Source organism: Qipengyuania seohaensis (genome assembly GCF_002795865.1).
GTDB classification, from domain to species: domain Bacteria; phylum Pseudomonadota; class Alphaproteobacteria; order Sphingomonadales; family Sphingomonadaceae; genus Qipengyuania; species Qipengyuania seohaensis.
The window spans coordinates 1,989,275-2,003,899 of the sequence record NZ_CP024920.1 but is presented as its reverse complement, the minus strand read 5'-3'; the positions used below and the strand labels follow the sequence as shown (position 1 = coordinate 2,003,899).

The following is a 14,625-nucleotide window of genomic DNA, read 5'->3' as shown; positions in this document are numbered from 1 at the left end:
CATTCGTATGATTTCGAAACTCCTCATCGCCAATCGCGGCGAAATCGCCTGCCGCATCATCCGCACTGCGCGTGAAATGGGCATCGCCACCGTGGCGGTCTATTCCGACGCCGATGCGAAAGCGCTGCACGTGCGGCAAGCCGACGAGGCGGTACATATCGGCCCCTCGCCCGCCGCCGAAAGCTATCTCGTGGGCGAGAAGATCATCGCGGCGGCAAAGCAGACCGGCGCAAAGGCGATCCATCCCGGATACGGCTTCCTGTCGGAGAACGCGGGCTTCGCGCAGGCGGTGATCGATGCCGGGCTGATCTGGGTCGGACCCAAGCCCTCAAGCATTGATGCGATGGGCCTGAAGGATGCCGCGAAGAAGCTGATGCGCGAGGCGGGTGTGCCCGTCACTCCGGGCTACGAGGGCGAGGACCAGTCGGTCGAGCGCCTCAAAAAAGAGGCCGACGCCATCGGCTATCCCGTTCTCATCAAGGCGGTCGCTGGCGGCGGCGGCAAGGGGATGCGCAAGGTCGATAAGGCGGAAAACTTCGAAGCCGATCTGGAAAGCTGCCGGCGCGAGGCCAAGGCCAGCTTCTCCAACGACGAGGTGCTGCTCGAAAAGTGGATCACCTCGCCCCGCCATATCGAGGTGCAGGTGTTCGGCGACAGCCACGGCAATGTCGTCCACCTGTTCGAACGCGATTGCTCGCTCCAGCGCCGCCACCAGAAGGTGATAGAGGAAGCCCCCGCCCCCGGCATGGACGAGGCCACCCGCGAAGAAATCTGCGCCGCCGCCGTGCGCGCCGCCAAGGCGGTCGATTACGAGGGCGCAGGCACGATCGAATTCATCGCGGACGCCAGCGAAGGCCTGCGTGCAGACCGCATCTTCTTCATGGAGATGAACACGCGGCTTCAGGTCGAACACCCGGTGACCGAGGAGATCACCGGCGTCGATCTCGTCGAATGGCAACTGCGCGTGGCCAGCGGCGAGCCGATCCCGTTGCAGCAGGATGAGCTGTCGATCAACGGCTGGGCGATCGAAGCGCGGCTCTATGCAGAGGATCCGGCGAAGGGGTTCTTGCCGAGCACAGGGCGGCTTGAAATTTGCGATCTTGATCCGCCCTTTCCGTTCGTTCGGGTCGAAACCGGAGTCGACGTCGGCGGGGAGATTACTCCTTATTACGACCCAATGATTGCCAAGGTCATCGTATGGTCGGATCATTCGCGGGAAGAAGCGGTCAGCGATCTGGCGACGGCATTATGCGAATGCGCTGTTTGGCCCGTATCGACCAATCTGGGATTTCTCGTGCGGCTATTGGAGCAAGAACGCTTTTACGAATTCGATCTGGATACCGGGTTCATCGATCAAAACCTCGAAAGTCTCGTCGCGCGACCTGCTCCACATCAAGTCGCGCTGCAAACAGCCTGGAGCGTCTTTGCCAAGGCGGATCATAGCTTTGATACGAGGCAAGAAAATGTCGCTTCGGTCAACTCGCTGCAAGGGTTTCGGTTGAACGCTGATCGTAACTCGACTGCCGTTTTGTTTGACCAGTTTGGTCAGGCGCAACGTTTTGAAGTGCCTGAAGATGACCAGCTTCTAATGAAGGCTTACACAGCCGGCACGTCGGTAATCGTTCCGGATTCGGGTTTCCAATACGCCTTCTCGCTCACACCGCCTATTGGATTGGGCGCAGCCTCCGCCGCCGACGGCGCCATCCTCGCGCCCATGCCAGGCAAGGTCATCGCGGTCGATGTGGCCGAGGGCGATGCGGTCACCGCAGGCCAGCGGCTGATGGTGCTCGAGGCGATGAAGATGGAACACGCGCTCACCGCGCCGTTCGACGGGACCGTGACCGAACTCTCCGCTGCGACTGGCGGGCAGGTCCAGGTCGAGGCCGTGCTGGCGGTTGTCGAGCCGAAAGAAGAATAAGGCTTCCCTTTCACGCCCACCCTTGCAAGCGTGTCCACCGAGGAGAGAGGGCACCTATGAGCTGGCAGGACGAACTCGACGAATTGCGCCGACGCGAGGCGCTCGCCGAACAGATGGGCGGCGAGGAAAAGGTATCGCGCCAGCACGCGCGCGGCAAGATGGACGCCCGCGCCCGGCTCGCCGCGCTGGTCGATGACGGCAGTTTCCGCGAAATCGGCAAGATCGCGGGCAAGGCGAGCTATGACGAGAACGGCGATCTTGCCGGTATTCTCCCCGCCCCCTTCCTCTTCGGCAAGGCGCTGATCGAAGGGCGTCCGGTCGTCGCCACGGCGGACGATTTCACCATTCGCGGCGGTGCGGCGGATGCAGGGATTTCCCGCAAGATGGTGCAGGCCGAAAAGATGGCGCACGAGCTCAAGCTGCCCATCATCCGCATGATCGACGGCACGGGCGGCGGCGGCAGCGTCAAGACGCTCGAACAGATCGGTGCGACCTATATTCCCGCCGTGCCCGGCTGGTCGGACGTGGTGAAGAATCTCGATACCGTGCCTGTTGTCGCGCTCGCTCTCGGCCCCACGGCCGGGCTTGGCGCGGCGCGTGCGGTGGCGAGCCATTATTCGATCATGGTGAAGGGCCTCAGCCAGATCTTCGCCGCCGGTCCCGCCGTGGTCGACGGCCTCGGCGACAGTTACAGGGGATCGACCGACCACAACCAGGCGAAGGAAGACCTTGGCGGCAGCGGCATCCATACCCGCAACGGCGTGATTGACGACGAGGTCGCCAGCGAGGCCGAGGCCTTCGCCCGCGCGCGGCATTTCCTGTCCTTCATGCCCGAACACGTCGGCCAGTTCGCGCGCCGCTCCAATTGCACCGATCCGGTCCACCGCCGCGAGGAAGCGCTGCTCTCCCTTGTCCCGCGAGAAGACAAACAGGTCTATTCCATGCGCCGCTGCATGGAGATGGTGTTCGATACCGGCACCGTGTTCGAAATCGGCCGCATGTGGGGCCGCGCCTGCATCACCGCCCTTGCCCGCCTCGACGGCTGGCCGGTCGCGGTCCTCGCAAGCGATCCCTCCTATCTTGGCGGATCGTGGGAGGCGAAAACATCCGAAAAGGTCGAACGCTTCGTGAAGCTGGCCGACCAGTTCCGCCTGCCGATCGTCCATCTCGTCGACAACCCCGGCTTCATGATCGGGCGCGAGGCGGAAATGGCAGGCACCATCCGTTACGGCGTCCAGGCGATGAACGCGATCTACAAGGCAAGCGTCCCGCTCGCCTCTGTCGTGCTGCGCCGCGCCTATGGAATTGCGGGCAGCGCGATGAGCAATGCAGAGACGTACCAGTACCGGTTCTGCTGGCCCTCGGGCGATTGGGGCTCACTACCCATCGCTGGCGGGCTGGAGGTGGCCTACAAGTCCGAACTGGAGGCGGCTGAGGACCCGGCGGCGGAGCTGGCCGCCATCCGCGAACGGCTGGACAAGGTCACATCGCCCTTCCGCAGCGCCGAACGCTTCAATGTCGAGGACATCATCGACCCACGCGATACGCGGCCCCTGCTGTGTGAATTTGCCGATCTCGCCTGGCGACGCTTGCACCCCGAAGCCTAATCGTCGTCGGGCATCTTCTCGCCGAACAGCTCGCCGCGTTCGGAAAACAGAACGAAAGCAAGGCTCAGGACCGCCGTCACCAGCAGCGCTGCTGCCAGCGGACGGGCGGTCCCGTCATAGGCATAGCCGACGAATGCTCCCAGCAAGGCGCCGCTGGTCATGCGCAGGAAGCCTTGTGCCGAAGACGCGGCACCCGCGATATGCCGGAACGGTTGCAAAGCGATGCTGCCGAAATTCGCGCCGATGAAACCCAGCAGGCTCATGTTTGCCGCCATCAAGGGCACAAAAGTCCAGAGCGTCTCGTCCGGCTGGTTCGCGAAGTAGAGCTGTGCCGCTGCCACCGCGATAAAGGCGAACAGTGCCGCGTGGCTGACCTTGCGCGCTCCGTAGCGTTCGACAATCCGGCTGTTCGACCAGTTGGCCAGCGCCATGCAGCCTGCACAGATCGCGAAGATCAGCGGGAAGCGGTCGCCCGCGCCGAAAGCTTCGCCAATCAACTGCTGCGAGGAATTGATGAAGCCGAACAATCCGCCGAAGACCAGCGCGCTGCCAAGCGTGTAGCCGATGGTTTCACGCAACGTCACCGCGCTTTTCATATTCCGGGCGATGGGGCCGATACGGATTTCCTGACGGTCCTCTTCGTGCAGCGTCTCCGGCAGGCGGAAGTAGACCCACGCGCTCATGACTACGCCGGCCACCGCCATGCTGACAAAAATCCAGCGCCAGTCGCCGAGCAGCAGGAGCACGCCCTGACCGATGCTGGGCGCGACTGCGGGGACGAGCAGGAAGATCACGAAGATCAGGCTCATCATGCAGGCCATCTTGTCGCCGCCCACCCGGTCGCGAATGATCGCTGGCGGAAGGGCGATGATCCCGGCTGCAAAGAAGCCCTGCGCCGCGCGCAGCACGACCAGCATGTCGAACGTGCTGGCCAGCGCGCAGGCGATGGAAAGCGTGATGTAGAGGAACAGGGCCACGAACAGCACGGGCCTGCGCCCGTAGCGGTCGGCGAAGGCACCCGGCACCAGCGTGCCGATCCCTGCAGCGAGCAGGTAGGCCCCGACCACGAATTGCCGGTTGTTGCCCTGCGCGCCCAGATCGGTCGCCAGAGCGTCGAGTGCGGGCAGGATGGCATCGATACCGAAGGCGTTGAGCGCCATCAGCAGCGCCATCATCCAGATCAGCTCGCGCTCGCCAATGGGCGCGCGGGTGGCGGCCTCGGCAGTGAGGCGTTCGCCCGTCGCAAGTTGATCGTTTCGCATTTGCACAAAATGGCGGGTGCCGCACAAGGTTCCGCTTTGCAACCTGTATCGCTATCTGGAAGAGCATGACCGAGGCACAGGACAGGGACGATGACGAGGAGGCCGATGGCCTGCGCAAGATCATCCATGTCGACATGGATGCCTTCTTCGCCAGCGTCGAACAACGCGACAATCCGGACCTGCGCGGCAAGCCCGTGGCAGTCGGCGGAGCGAGCGGACGCGGCGTGGTGGCCGCGGCCAGCTACGAAGCGCGCAAGTTCGGCGTGCGCAGCGCGATGCCGTCAGTGACGGCGAAGCGCCTCTGCCCGGACCTCATCTTCTGCAAGAGCCGATTCGACGTATACCGCGAGGTCTCGCAGCAGATCAGGGCGATTTTCCGCCATCACACCGAACTGGTCGAACCGCTCAGCCTCGACGAGGCCTATCTCGACGTGACCGAAGACCGGCTGGGCATAGGCAGTGCGACCCGCATCGCCGAGCTGATCCGGCAGGAAATCCGCGCCAAGACGAAGCTGACCGCCAGCGCCGGTGTCAGTTACAACAAGTTCCTCGCCAAGCTGGCGAGCGACCAGAACAAGCCCGACGGGCTATGCGTCATTCGCCCGGGCCAGGGCGCGGATTTCGTCCAGTCCCTGCCCGTCAGGCGGTTCCATGGCGTCGGCCCGAAGGCAGAGGAAAAGATGACCCGCCTCGGCATCGCGACGGGTGCGGACCTCGCGGCCAAGGACATCGAGTGGCTGCGGGCGAATTTCGGCAGCTTCGCAGACTATCTCTATCGGGCCGCGCGCGGCATCGACCTGCGCCCGGTGCGCGCCAGCCGGACCCGCAAATCGGTGGGCGGCGAACGTACCTTCAGCCGCGACATTTCCTCGGGATCGGAACTGCGCGAGACGCTGGAGAACATCATCGACATCGTGTGGGAAAGGATCGAGCGCGCAGAGGCGAGCGGTCGCACGGTCACCCTCAAGCTGAAATACACCGACTTCCAGATCTTCAGCCGCGCCAAGTCCGTGCCAAGGCCGATTTCCGACAAGGCGGAATTCGCGAGCGTGTCCCGCATCCTGCTCGAAGAGGTCCTTCCTCTCCCCATGCCGATCAGGCTGATGGGGCTGACGCTTTCGAAGCTCGAAAAGGACGAAGAGGAAGAACCGCGGCGCCCCGACGCGCAGCTAACCCTGCTCTAGGCGGCATTCGCGCGCCACAAGGCCAGCCGCTCGTGCGTGCGCGGGCTCAGCGGCTCGGGCAGAGAATGGGTGGGAAAGAAACGTGCTTCCACGATTTCGCGGCCATCGGGTTTGGGCAAGTCGTCGATGACGGCAGCAAAGATATGTGCCGTATGCGCTGCGCCCGACAGTTCTTCTTCGATGGTGCCGATAGGCCTTATCGCTCTGGCTTCGCAGCCGACCTCTTCGCGCAATTCGCGCCGCGCGGCCTGTTCCGCCGTTTCGCCGCGATCGATGCCGCCGCCAATGAAGAACCAGCCCTCGGGCCCGTAGCTGTGGCGCACGAGGAGCAATTGCCCGCCGAGGTCGCGTACGATCACGCTCACCCCGTCGCGGGTCGTACCGGTGGATTTGCGCAGGCGCGCGCGCAATCGGTAGGCGATGCGAAGGGCGAGCCGGTGCAGCGGCGCCGGGATCAGGTGAAACATGTGACGGGCTGGCTCGCACCTTTGAGGAGCCGTGCGACCGGCAGGTCGCTCTGTCCCGATACGGCATCGTCGAAAACTGTGCGCTTGTCCGAACCACGGATCACAAAGGCGATCTGCGCGGAATCGAGCAATGCCGGCAGCGTCAGGCTTATCCGGTCGAACGGAGCTTCCGGCGGCAGGGGATCGGGCGTCAGGCGGATGATCCGGCGTTCTTCATCGAGCTGCGGATCGGTGTTGGGAAACAGCGAAGCGATGTGACCGTCCGCGCCCATGCCGAGCCAGGCGAGATCGAAATGCGGCACCGCTTCCATGATCGTCAGCGTCACCACTTCCGCACCGGCCGGTTCGAACAGGGCCCTTAGCTTGCCCGTATTCGACGCCTCGTGGTCTTCGGGAACGATGCGATCGTCATTCGGCCACACGACCAGCCGCGAGAAATCGAGGTCGTGTTCTAGCAGCCTGGCAATGATCGGGAACGGCGTCGAACCGCCGGGGACGGTGATCGTGACCGGCCCTTCCCCTGCATCCAGCGCCTCGGAAAGCCGTGCGGCGAGCCAGTCGGCAATTGCTTCGTCGCTCGCCCGTTCGATGATCGTTACGTCTGCCATGGCACACACATACAACAAACCCGCCCGCACCCAAGGTGCGAACGGGTTGTGAATTGGTATTTTTTGCGAAGCTTACTTGCTTGTCTGGTTGAGGAACCAGATGCGCTCTTCACACTGGTCGATCCAGTCGTCGACGATGCCGCTCGTGGCATTGTCGCCTACGGCCTCTGCCTCTTCCTTCACCTTGCCGAGACGGTCGTGCAACTTGCGGTTGTCGTCGCGCAGTTCCTTGACCATTGCGTCGGCCGTAATCGTCACATCGTCCTGGTCCGCGATCTTGGTTTCGCTGGCGACCGATCCGATCGAGGTCAGCGTGTATTCGTCGTTCTTGCGCACACGCTCGCCCAGATCGTCGACCGTCGCGATCAGCTGTGCTGCCTGCTCGTCGAACAGGACGTGCAGGTCGCGAAAGCGCGGTCCTGCGACGTGCCAGTGGAAGTTCTTGGTTTTCATATAAAGCGCCAGCGTGTCTGCAAGCGCACCATTTAGCGCGGTTACGAGACCGGCTTTCGAATTGTTGCCGAGTTCGGCCATGGAAAATCCCCTTCGAGAATAGTGAACTGTATGTCCAACCAACGGCGACACGGACGAAGGGTTTCATTGTCTTTGACAGTTGCAGAGATCGAGTGAGGCGATTCTTCTCAATAAAGTCGAACGGAAATTCCGATCAACATCGCGCCAACGAAGACGATACCCGCCAAGCCCAGTCGAACCGCGCGATGCGGCAAGGCGCGAAGCCTTTCGCCCAGGATATAGCCGGTCGCGACCGCCGCCACTCCGCCTATTGCCCCGCCAAGCGCGGCCATCTGCGGGAAAGCGAGCGCCGCACCCAGCGCGAAAACCACGAAGCGTGCCGCATCGGTCACCTGGCGCAGGGCCAGTCCAAGCCCGATTGCAAAGAGCGAGCGGGTGGGTTCCGCAGGCGGTTTGCCCCGATTTGGCCACGCAAGCTCGAAAGAGGCGAGCAGAAGCGCCATCGCGACGAACATCTGCGCCGTGTTGACCGACAGCAAAGCGGCGAACTCGCCCCCGGCCCAGCCCGCCAGGGCGCCCGTTCCCGCCGCACTCGATACGCCCGCCGCGAGCAGGCCGGGCGAAGAACCCAGCCTCGCCCGCAGGTCGGCGATCAGCAACTGGTCGCGCGCGCCGATCGAGAGCGTGAATGCCGCGACGAGGGCGAACAGCAGCGCGCTCATGGATTGCGGGTCAGGTCTTCCACGGACCGGTGATAGCTATCGTGCGCGTCGGCGCATAGGCATTGACGAAGAACCACTTCCCGTCGGGCGAGAAGCACCCGCCTGCCAGTTCGGTCTGCATCCGCAGGCGACCAAAGGCATAGGGCTCGCCGGACGGTGTGATGCCGCGCAAGTGGTTGTCCACGATCGGAGTGTACTAGTCTTCGCAAACGATGAGGTGTCCGTTCGGACCCACGGTGAGATTGTCGCCGTAATTGAACTGCGAGGCGCTTTCGCTTTCGAAAAACAGCTCGAAACGGTCGGGAGCTGCGCCGCGTCCCGGAACCAGCTTGAACACCTGGCCATATTTCGCCGCGCCACCGCTGGTCGAGCAAACGTAAAGCTCTTCCGTGCCCATGTGGATACCTTCGCCGCGCGCGATGATCGATGCGCCTTGGGCAGCCGCACGTTCACGCAAATCGTCCTCCGGCGCCTCCACATCGTCCAAAGCGATCCAGCGCACTGGATAGCTTTTCCCGACCGGCATCAGGGGCGCATCGTGGTTGCGGGTATCGGGCATGGCGTCGATCACCATCGCTTCCAGCCTGCCGCCTTCTGCCAGTTTGCCGGGTACCTTGGGGATGAACCGGTAGAGCACGGAATCGCCGCGATCTTCGGTCAGGTAGACAATGCCGGTTTCCGGATCGACGCAGGCGGCCTCGTGATTGAACCTGCCCATCGCCTTGAGCGGTTCGGGATTGACCAGCCCTTCGGCATTGGCCGGGATTTCGAAGACCCAGCCATGGTCGCGGCCCAGCTTGTCGGGCGCGATATTTTCGGGCTCGGTGACATATTCCTCGCAGGTCAGCCAGCTGCCCCAAGGCGTCACGCCGCCCGAACAATTGCGGATAGTCCCGGCCAGCGAGCGATATTCGCGCTTCTTCTCCAGCGTCGCCGCATCTAGCACCAGCGTCGTGGTACCACCCGGAAGCACCGCCCTGCCCGCGAGCCTGTCATACCCGTCCGCGATCGCCCCGCCGCTCTCGTCGAAGGGGGTGAGTTCATGATTGCGCACCAGTGCGATCTCTCCGCCGGGCAGCGGCAGGCAGCCCATCCCGTCGGCCTTGTCCGGAACCGTACCGCCATCGCTCATCGCGTCGCCAAGGCTTGAAAGCAGGCGGTAGGAGAAGCCTTCGGGAAGGTCGAGCAAGCCGTTCGGATCGCGGACCAGCGGGCCGTATCCCGCATCCGTCAGTTCCGCTCCGCGCGTCATGCACCCGCTCAGCGTCAGGGCGCCAAAGGCGGTTGCGGTTGTGGACAGGAACTGGCGGCGCTGCATCTGGGTGTTCATTTCTCTCTCCATTGGCCCGGCGGCCTCGCCATGCGATAGCAGCGTGAAATCCAAATGACAGCAGGCCAAATGAAAACAGGGAGGAAGGAATGGAACTGAAACCGGGTATGGCAGCAGTGGTCACCGGCGGCGCATCGGGTCTGGGCAAGGCGAGCGCAAGCGCGCTGGCGGAGGCGGGGCTCAAGGTCACTATTTTCGATGTGAACGAGGAAGCCGGAGAAGCGCACGCAAAGGAAATCGGCGGCCATTTCGCCAAGGTCGACATCACCGACGAACAATCGGTGGTCGACGGTTTCGCCTCCGCCCGAACGGCTCACGGCCAGGAGCGCGTGACCGTGCATTGCGCCATGACCAGCCGCCGGGGCAAGACGCTGGGCTGGGACAAGGGAACGGGCGGCTACAAGCGCCTTTCTACAGAAGACTACGCATTCGGCGCTGAGGGCATCCTAGTCTCGTCCTACCGAATCGCTAGCCACTCGGCACTCGGCATGGCCAACAGCGAGCCGCTCAACGAAGATGGCGAGCGCGGGGCGATTACCCTGACAGCAAGCGTAGCGGCGCAGGATGGGCAGATCGGCCAGGTGATCTACGGCAGCTGCAAGGCAGGCGTGAACGGGCTGGTCCTGCCTATGGCCCGCGACCTGATGGACCTCGGCATTCGCGTAAATTCCGTCATGCCGGGCATCTTCGCGACGCCGCTGATGCTGGGAATGAAAGACCGGAACCCGCAGATGTGGGACCAGCTCAACGCCAGCGTGCCCTTCCCCAAGCGGCTCGGCAAACCGGACGAATTTGCATCGCTCATCGTCGAAATCGCCCGCAACAGTTACATCAACGGCCACCAGTTCCGCCTCGACGGCGCGATCCGTATGCCGCCGAAATGAGGTCATGGAGCGGGTGAAGGGAATCGAACCCTCGTCGTCAGCTTGGGAAGCTGCTGCTCTACCATTGAGCTACACCCGCTTGGTGGAGCGGCGCTTGCCATGGGCCGCGGCTTGCGGTCAATCGATTCGGTGAGCGGCGGAAAACCCGGGGCGGCGGCTTCACCTTCACGGCCAAGCCTATAGAAGGACTGGATGACGACGGACCGCGAATGGGTGAACTGGGCGATCGGGCGGATCGAGGCCGATTTCAATCGGTCTGCGGACACGCATCTCATCCCCCTGCCCGTCCCCGCGCTTCCCGACATCGCCATTTATCTCAAGGACGAATCCAGCCACCCGACTGGGAGCCTGAAGCACCGGCTCGCGCGCTCGCTGTTCCTTTACGGCCTCTGCAACGGCTGGATCTGCGAGGGCACGGCGATTGTCGAAGCGTCGAGCGGGTCGACCGCGGTTTCCGAAGCTTATTTTGCGCGGATGCTGGGCCTGCCCTTCATTGCCGTAATGCCCAAGAGCACGGCGCAGGCCAAGATCGATGCCATCGCGTTCTATGGCGGCAAATGCCACTTCGTCGATAATCCCGGCGAAATATACGACGCGGCGCAGGCCTTGGCCGACGATCTCAAGGGCCACTACATCGACCAGTTCACTTATGCCGAACGGGCAACGGACTGGCGCAGCAACAACAATATCGCCGAATCGATCTTCGCCCAGATGCAGCGCGAGCCGCATCCGGTGCCGCGCTGGATCGTGTGCGGAGCAGGAACCGGCGGGACGTCCGCCACCATCGGCCGCTTTGCCCGGTACAATCGCCACGCCACAAAGATCTGCGTCGCCGATCCGGAAGGTTCGGTGTTCCATCGCCATTGGGCCGACCGCAGCATCCGGCGCGTCGACCATCCCTCGGGCTGTATCGAGGGCATCGGTCGCCAGCGGGTGGAGCCCAGCTTCCTGCCGGACGTGGTCGATGCAATGGAATCCGTGCCCGACGCCTGCTCCATCGCAGCCGCGCACGAGGTGAGCGAACGGCTCGGGCGGCGATGCGGCGGATCCACCGGCACCAATGTCTGGGCCTGCGCCAAGATCGCAGCCGACATGGCCGAACGCGGCCTCAAGGGGTCGATCGTCTCGATCCTGTGCGATGACGGCGCGCGGTATGCGGACACGATTTTCGACGACGATTGGCTTGCAAACAAGGGCTTCGACATCTTGCCCCAGCGCAAGAAAATCGCCCATTTCTTCGAAACCGGCACATTCGCTGCCGGTTGACACAGCCCTTCCCGGGAGAGATTTCACGTGATTACCGACGACCGCATCATCCTGGGCCTGCTGGGCCTGGTGCTCGCCTTCGTATTCGTGACGCGCGATCGGCCCGGATGGCAGAAGTTCTACACTTTCGTGCCGATTATCCTGGTCTGCTACCTCGTTCCCTCGCTGATGGTGACCTTCGGGCTCATCGACGTAAGCGAGAGCAACCTCTGGACCGTGGCGAAGGACTTTTTTCTGCCCGCAGCGCTGTTCCTGATGACGCTCAGCATCGATTTGAAGGGCATTCTGGGCCTTGGCAGCAAGGCGATGATCATGTTCCTGACCGCTACGCTGGGCATCGTGATCGGCGGACCACTGGCTCTCTATATCGTGGCGCAGTTCGATCCCTCGATCATCGGGACGGGGCAGGATGCGGCATGGCGCGGCCTAGCGACACTGGCGGGTAGCTGGATCGGAGGCGGTGCAAACCAGACCGCGATGCTGGAAGTCTACGGCTACAACATCGAGAAGTATTCCGCGCTCATCGCGGTCGATATCATTGTCGCCAACATCTGGATGATCTTTCTGCTCTACGGTGCAGGCGCGAGCGAGAAGGTCGACCGGTGGCTTGGCGCGGACAGTAGCGCCATCGACCGGCTGCGCGACAAGATGGCCGATTACACCAGTTCGGTAGAACGCGTGGCGACGGCGAACGATTACGTCCTGCTATTCGGTGCTACGCTGGCGGTGGTTGGCCTGTGCCACCTTGCAGGGACCATGCTCGGCGGATTCTTCGCGAACCTGCAGGGCGAAGAGGCAACTCTGGCGAGCAGTTTCTTCTGGGTCGTTGTGGTGGCGACCACGCTCGGCCTTGCTGCCAGCTTCACCCGCGCACGCAACTTGGAAGGTGTTGGCGCGAGCAAGTTCGGCACGCTCTTCATCTTCCTGCTGGTGGCGATCATCGGCACCAAGATGGACGTCACGCAGCTGGGCGATGCGCCCGGCTTCATGGCCGTGGGCCTGATCTGGATGCTCTTCCACGTCATCCTGCTCCTTTTGGTGGCGAAATTGATCAAGGCGCCATTCTTTTTCGTCGCCGTGGGAAGCAAGGCGAATGTCGGCGGGGCCGCGTCGGCCCCCGTCGTGGCTGCTGCATTCCACCCGGCACTGGCTCCGGTCGGGGTGCTGCTGGCTGTCCTCGGCTATGCGCTCGGCACCTATGGCGCGATCCTGTGCGCACAGATGATGGCGGCGGTCGGATAGTCCCGAATGGCAAAGGTTTCATCTGAAACCGGTTGATTTCGGAGCATCTGCTTGCCACAGCCGTTGGCAAGAAAAGAGAGGATTTCCCCATGCGTCAGGTAGACCATTTCATCGCCGGTGGAGCCACCGGTTCCGCCACCCGCAAGCACCAGATCTGGAACCCGTCCACCGGCGAGGTCCAGGCCGAAGTCGCCCTTGGCGATGCGGCCCTGCTGCAGAAGGCCGTGGATGAAGCGAAGAAGGTCCAGCCCGAATGGGCAGCGACCAATCCGCAGCGCCGCGCGCGCGTGATGTTCGAGTTCAAGCGGCTCGTCGAAGCGCACAAGCAGGAACTCGCCGAACTGCTGTCGAGCGAACACGGCAAGGTCGTCGAAGACGCGCATGGCGATGTGCAGCGCGGCCTCGAAGTCATCGAATTCGCCTGCGGCATCCCGCAGGCGCTGAAGGGCGAATACACGCAAGGCGCTGGCCCGGGCATCGACGTCTATTCGATGCGCCAGCCACTCGGCATCGGCGCGGGCATCACCCCGTTCAACTTCCCCGCCATGATCCCGATGTGGATGTTCGGCATGGCGATCGCTGCCGGCAACGCCTTTATCCTGAAGCCGTCCGAGCGCGATCCGAGCGTGCCGGTGCGCCTCGCCGAACTCTTCGTCGAGGCAGGCGCGCCCGAAGGCCTGCTGCAGGTCGTTCATGGCGACAAGGAAATGGTCGACGCGATCCTCGACCATCCCGACATTCCGGCGATCAGCTTCGTCGGTTCGTCCGACATCGCGCAGTATATCTACTCGCGCGGCACGGCGAACGCGAAGCGCGTGCAGGCGTTCGGCGGCGCGAAGAACCACGGCATCGTGATGCCCGACGCCGATCTAGACCAGGTGGTGAACGATCTGGCGGGGGCCGCATTCGGCTCGGCGGGCGAACGCTGCATGGCGCTGCCGGTCGTGGTACCGGTGGGCGAGGACACGGCGGATCGCCTGCGCGAAAAGCTGATACCTGCAATCAATGCCCTGCGCATCGGCGTCTCGAACGATCCGGACGCGCATTACGGCCCCGTCGTCACGCCCGAGCACAAGGCGCGCGTCGAAGGCTGGATCGACACAGCCGAGAAGGAAGGCGCCGAGGTCGTCATCGACGGCCGCGGCTTCAGCCTGCAGGGCCATGAGAACGGCTTCTTCGTCGGCCCGACGCTGCTCGACCGCGTCACGCCCGACATGGAAAGCTACAAGGAAGAGATTTTCGGCCCCGTCCTCCAGATCGTGCGCGCCAAGGATTTCGAGGACGCGGTCCGCCTGCCGAGCGAGCACCAGTACGGCAACGGCGTTGCCATCTTCACCCGCAACGGCCACGCCGCACGCGAGTTCGCGTCCCGCGTGAATGTCGGCATGGTCGGCATCAACGTGCCGATCCCGGTGCCCGTCAGCTACCACAGCTTCGGCGGGTGGAAGCGCTCGGGCTTCGGCGATATCGACCAATATGGCATGGAAGGCCTGAAATTCTGGACCAAGGCCAAGAAAGTCACCCAGCGCTGGCCCGACGGCGGCGGTGACGGGTCGAACGCCTTCGTCATCCCGACGATGGGATAAGAAAATCGGGCGAGGCGTTAGAAAGAAATGACAGTGACTTTCTCCCGACGCCTCGCCCTTATCCTTTGCCCCATC

14 protein-coding genes and 1 tRNA gene are annotated in these 14,625 nt (G+C 63.3%); 7 read left to right on the top strand and 8 right to left on the bottom strand.

Going from position 1 to position 14,625, the window contains the following annotated elements:
* Positions 1-7 precede the first annotated feature (7 nt).
* The gene (locus CVE41_RS09845) at positions 8-1,918 is read left to right on the top strand and encodes an acetyl/propionyl/methylcrotonyl-CoA carboxylase subunit alpha (protein WP_100260485.1); all 1,911 of its coding nucleotides are present in this window, start codon (positions 8-10) and stop codon (positions 1,916-1,918) included.
* Positions 1,919-1,974: 56 nt separating this feature from the next.
* The gene (locus tag CVE41_RS09840) at positions 1,975-3,525 is read left to right on the top strand and encodes an acyl-CoA carboxylase subunit beta (protein ID WP_100260484.1); all 1,551 of its coding nucleotides are present in this window, start codon (positions 1,975-1,977) and stop codon (positions 3,523-3,525) included.
* Here CVE41_RS09840 and CVE41_RS09835 read toward each other — a convergent pair.
* Positions 3,522-4,787, bottom strand: coding sequence for a multidrug effflux MFS transporter (locus tag CVE41_RS09835; protein WP_100260483.1), 1,266 nt, complete (start codon positions 4,785-4,787; stop codon positions 3,522-3,524). The two genes, CVE41_RS09840 and CVE41_RS09835, sit on opposite strands and share 4 nt — an antisense overlap.
* 65 nt (positions 4,788-4,852) lie before the next feature.
* On the opposite strand from CVE41_RS09835, the gene dinB reads away from it, so the two are divergent.
* A complete protein-coding gene (gene dinB / locus CVE41_RS09830; RefSeq protein ID WP_100260482.1) occupies positions 4,853-5,971 on the top strand; it encodes a DNA polymerase IV in 1,119 nt (372 codons plus the stop codon).
* On the opposite strand, the gene CVE41_RS09825 is transcribed toward dinB, so the two are convergent.
* The 6 genes from CVE41_RS09825 to CVE41_RS09805 form a co-directional block, all read right to left on the bottom strand.
* Positions 5,968-6,438, bottom strand: coding sequence for an NUDIX domain-containing protein (locus CVE41_RS09825; RefSeq protein WP_100260481.1), 471 nt, complete (start codon positions 6,436-6,438; stop codon positions 5,968-5,970). The genes dinB and CVE41_RS09825 overlap by 4 nt on opposite strands.
* Positions 6,426-7,046 (bottom strand): 6-phosphogluconolactonase, encoded by a 621-nt coding sequence (locus CVE41_RS09820; protein WP_100260480.1) that lies wholly within the window; start codon positions 7,044-7,046, stop codon positions 6,426-6,428. The genes CVE41_RS09825 and CVE41_RS09820 overlap by 13 nt, the downstream gene beginning before the upstream one ends.
* A gap of 72 nt (positions 7,047-7,118) precedes the next feature.
* Positions 7,119-7,580 (bottom strand): Dps family protein, encoded by a 462-nt coding sequence (locus tag CVE41_RS09815; RefSeq protein ID WP_100260479.1) that lies wholly within the window; start codon positions 7,578-7,580, stop codon positions 7,119-7,121.
* A gap of 107 nt (positions 7,581-7,687) precedes the next feature.
* Positions 7,688-8,242 carry a hypothetical protein gene (locus CVE41_RS09810; protein WP_100260478.1) on the bottom strand — a complete coding sequence of 185 codons (555 nt, stop codon included), beginning with the start codon at positions 8,240-8,242 and terminating at the stop codon, positions 7,688-7,690.
* A gap of 10 nt (positions 8,243-8,252) precedes the next feature.
* Positions 8,253-8,414 (bottom strand): hypothetical protein, encoded by a 162-nt coding sequence (locus CVE41_RS14985; protein WP_332835712.1) that lies wholly within the window; start codon positions 8,412-8,414, stop codon positions 8,253-8,255.
* Between the two features lie 24 nt (positions 8,415-8,438).
* Entirely contained in the window at positions 8,439-9,572 is a 1,134-nt protein-coding gene (locus CVE41_RS09805; RefSeq protein WP_332835711.1) for an alkaline phosphatase PhoX, read from the bottom strand.
* 89 nt (positions 9,573-9,661) lie between these two features.
* Between CVE41_RS09805 and CVE41_RS09800 the strand changes: the two genes are divergently transcribed.
* Entirely contained in the window at positions 9,662-10,456 is a 795-nt protein-coding gene (locus tag CVE41_RS09800; RefSeq protein WP_100260477.1) for an SDR family oxidoreductase, read from the top strand.
* Between the two features lie 5 nt (positions 10,457-10,461).
* Here the strand turns inward: CVE41_RS09800 and CVE41_RS09795 are convergent.
* Positions 10,462-10,535 (bottom strand) — tRNA-Gly (locus CVE41_RS09795).
* A 113-nt stretch (positions 10,536-10,648) separates the two neighbouring features.
* On the opposite strand from CVE41_RS09795, the gene CVE41_RS09790 reads away from it, so the two are divergent.
* The 3 genes from CVE41_RS09790 to CVE41_RS09780 all read left to right on the top strand — a co-directional run bounded on the left by CVE41_RS09790 (position 10,649) and on the right by CVE41_RS09780 (position 14,550).
* Entirely contained in the window at positions 10,649-11,722 is a 1,074-nt protein-coding gene (locus tag CVE41_RS09790; RefSeq protein ID WP_100260476.1) for a PLP-dependent cysteine synthase family protein, read from the top strand.
* A gap of 27 nt (positions 11,723-11,749) precedes the next feature.
* On the top strand, positions 11,750-12,964 hold the full coding sequence (locus CVE41_RS09785; RefSeq protein WP_100260475.1) for a DUF819 family protein: 1,215 nt from the start codon (positions 11,750-11,752) through the stop codon (positions 12,962-12,964).
* Between the two features lie 89 nt (positions 12,965-13,053).
* Positions 13,054-14,550 carry a CoA-acylating methylmalonate-semialdehyde dehydrogenase gene (locus tag CVE41_RS09780; RefSeq protein WP_100260474.1) on the top strand — a complete coding sequence of 499 codons (1,497 nt, stop codon included), beginning with the start codon at positions 13,054-13,056 and terminating at the stop codon, positions 14,548-14,550.
* Positions 14,551-14,625 lie beyond the last annotated feature (75 nt).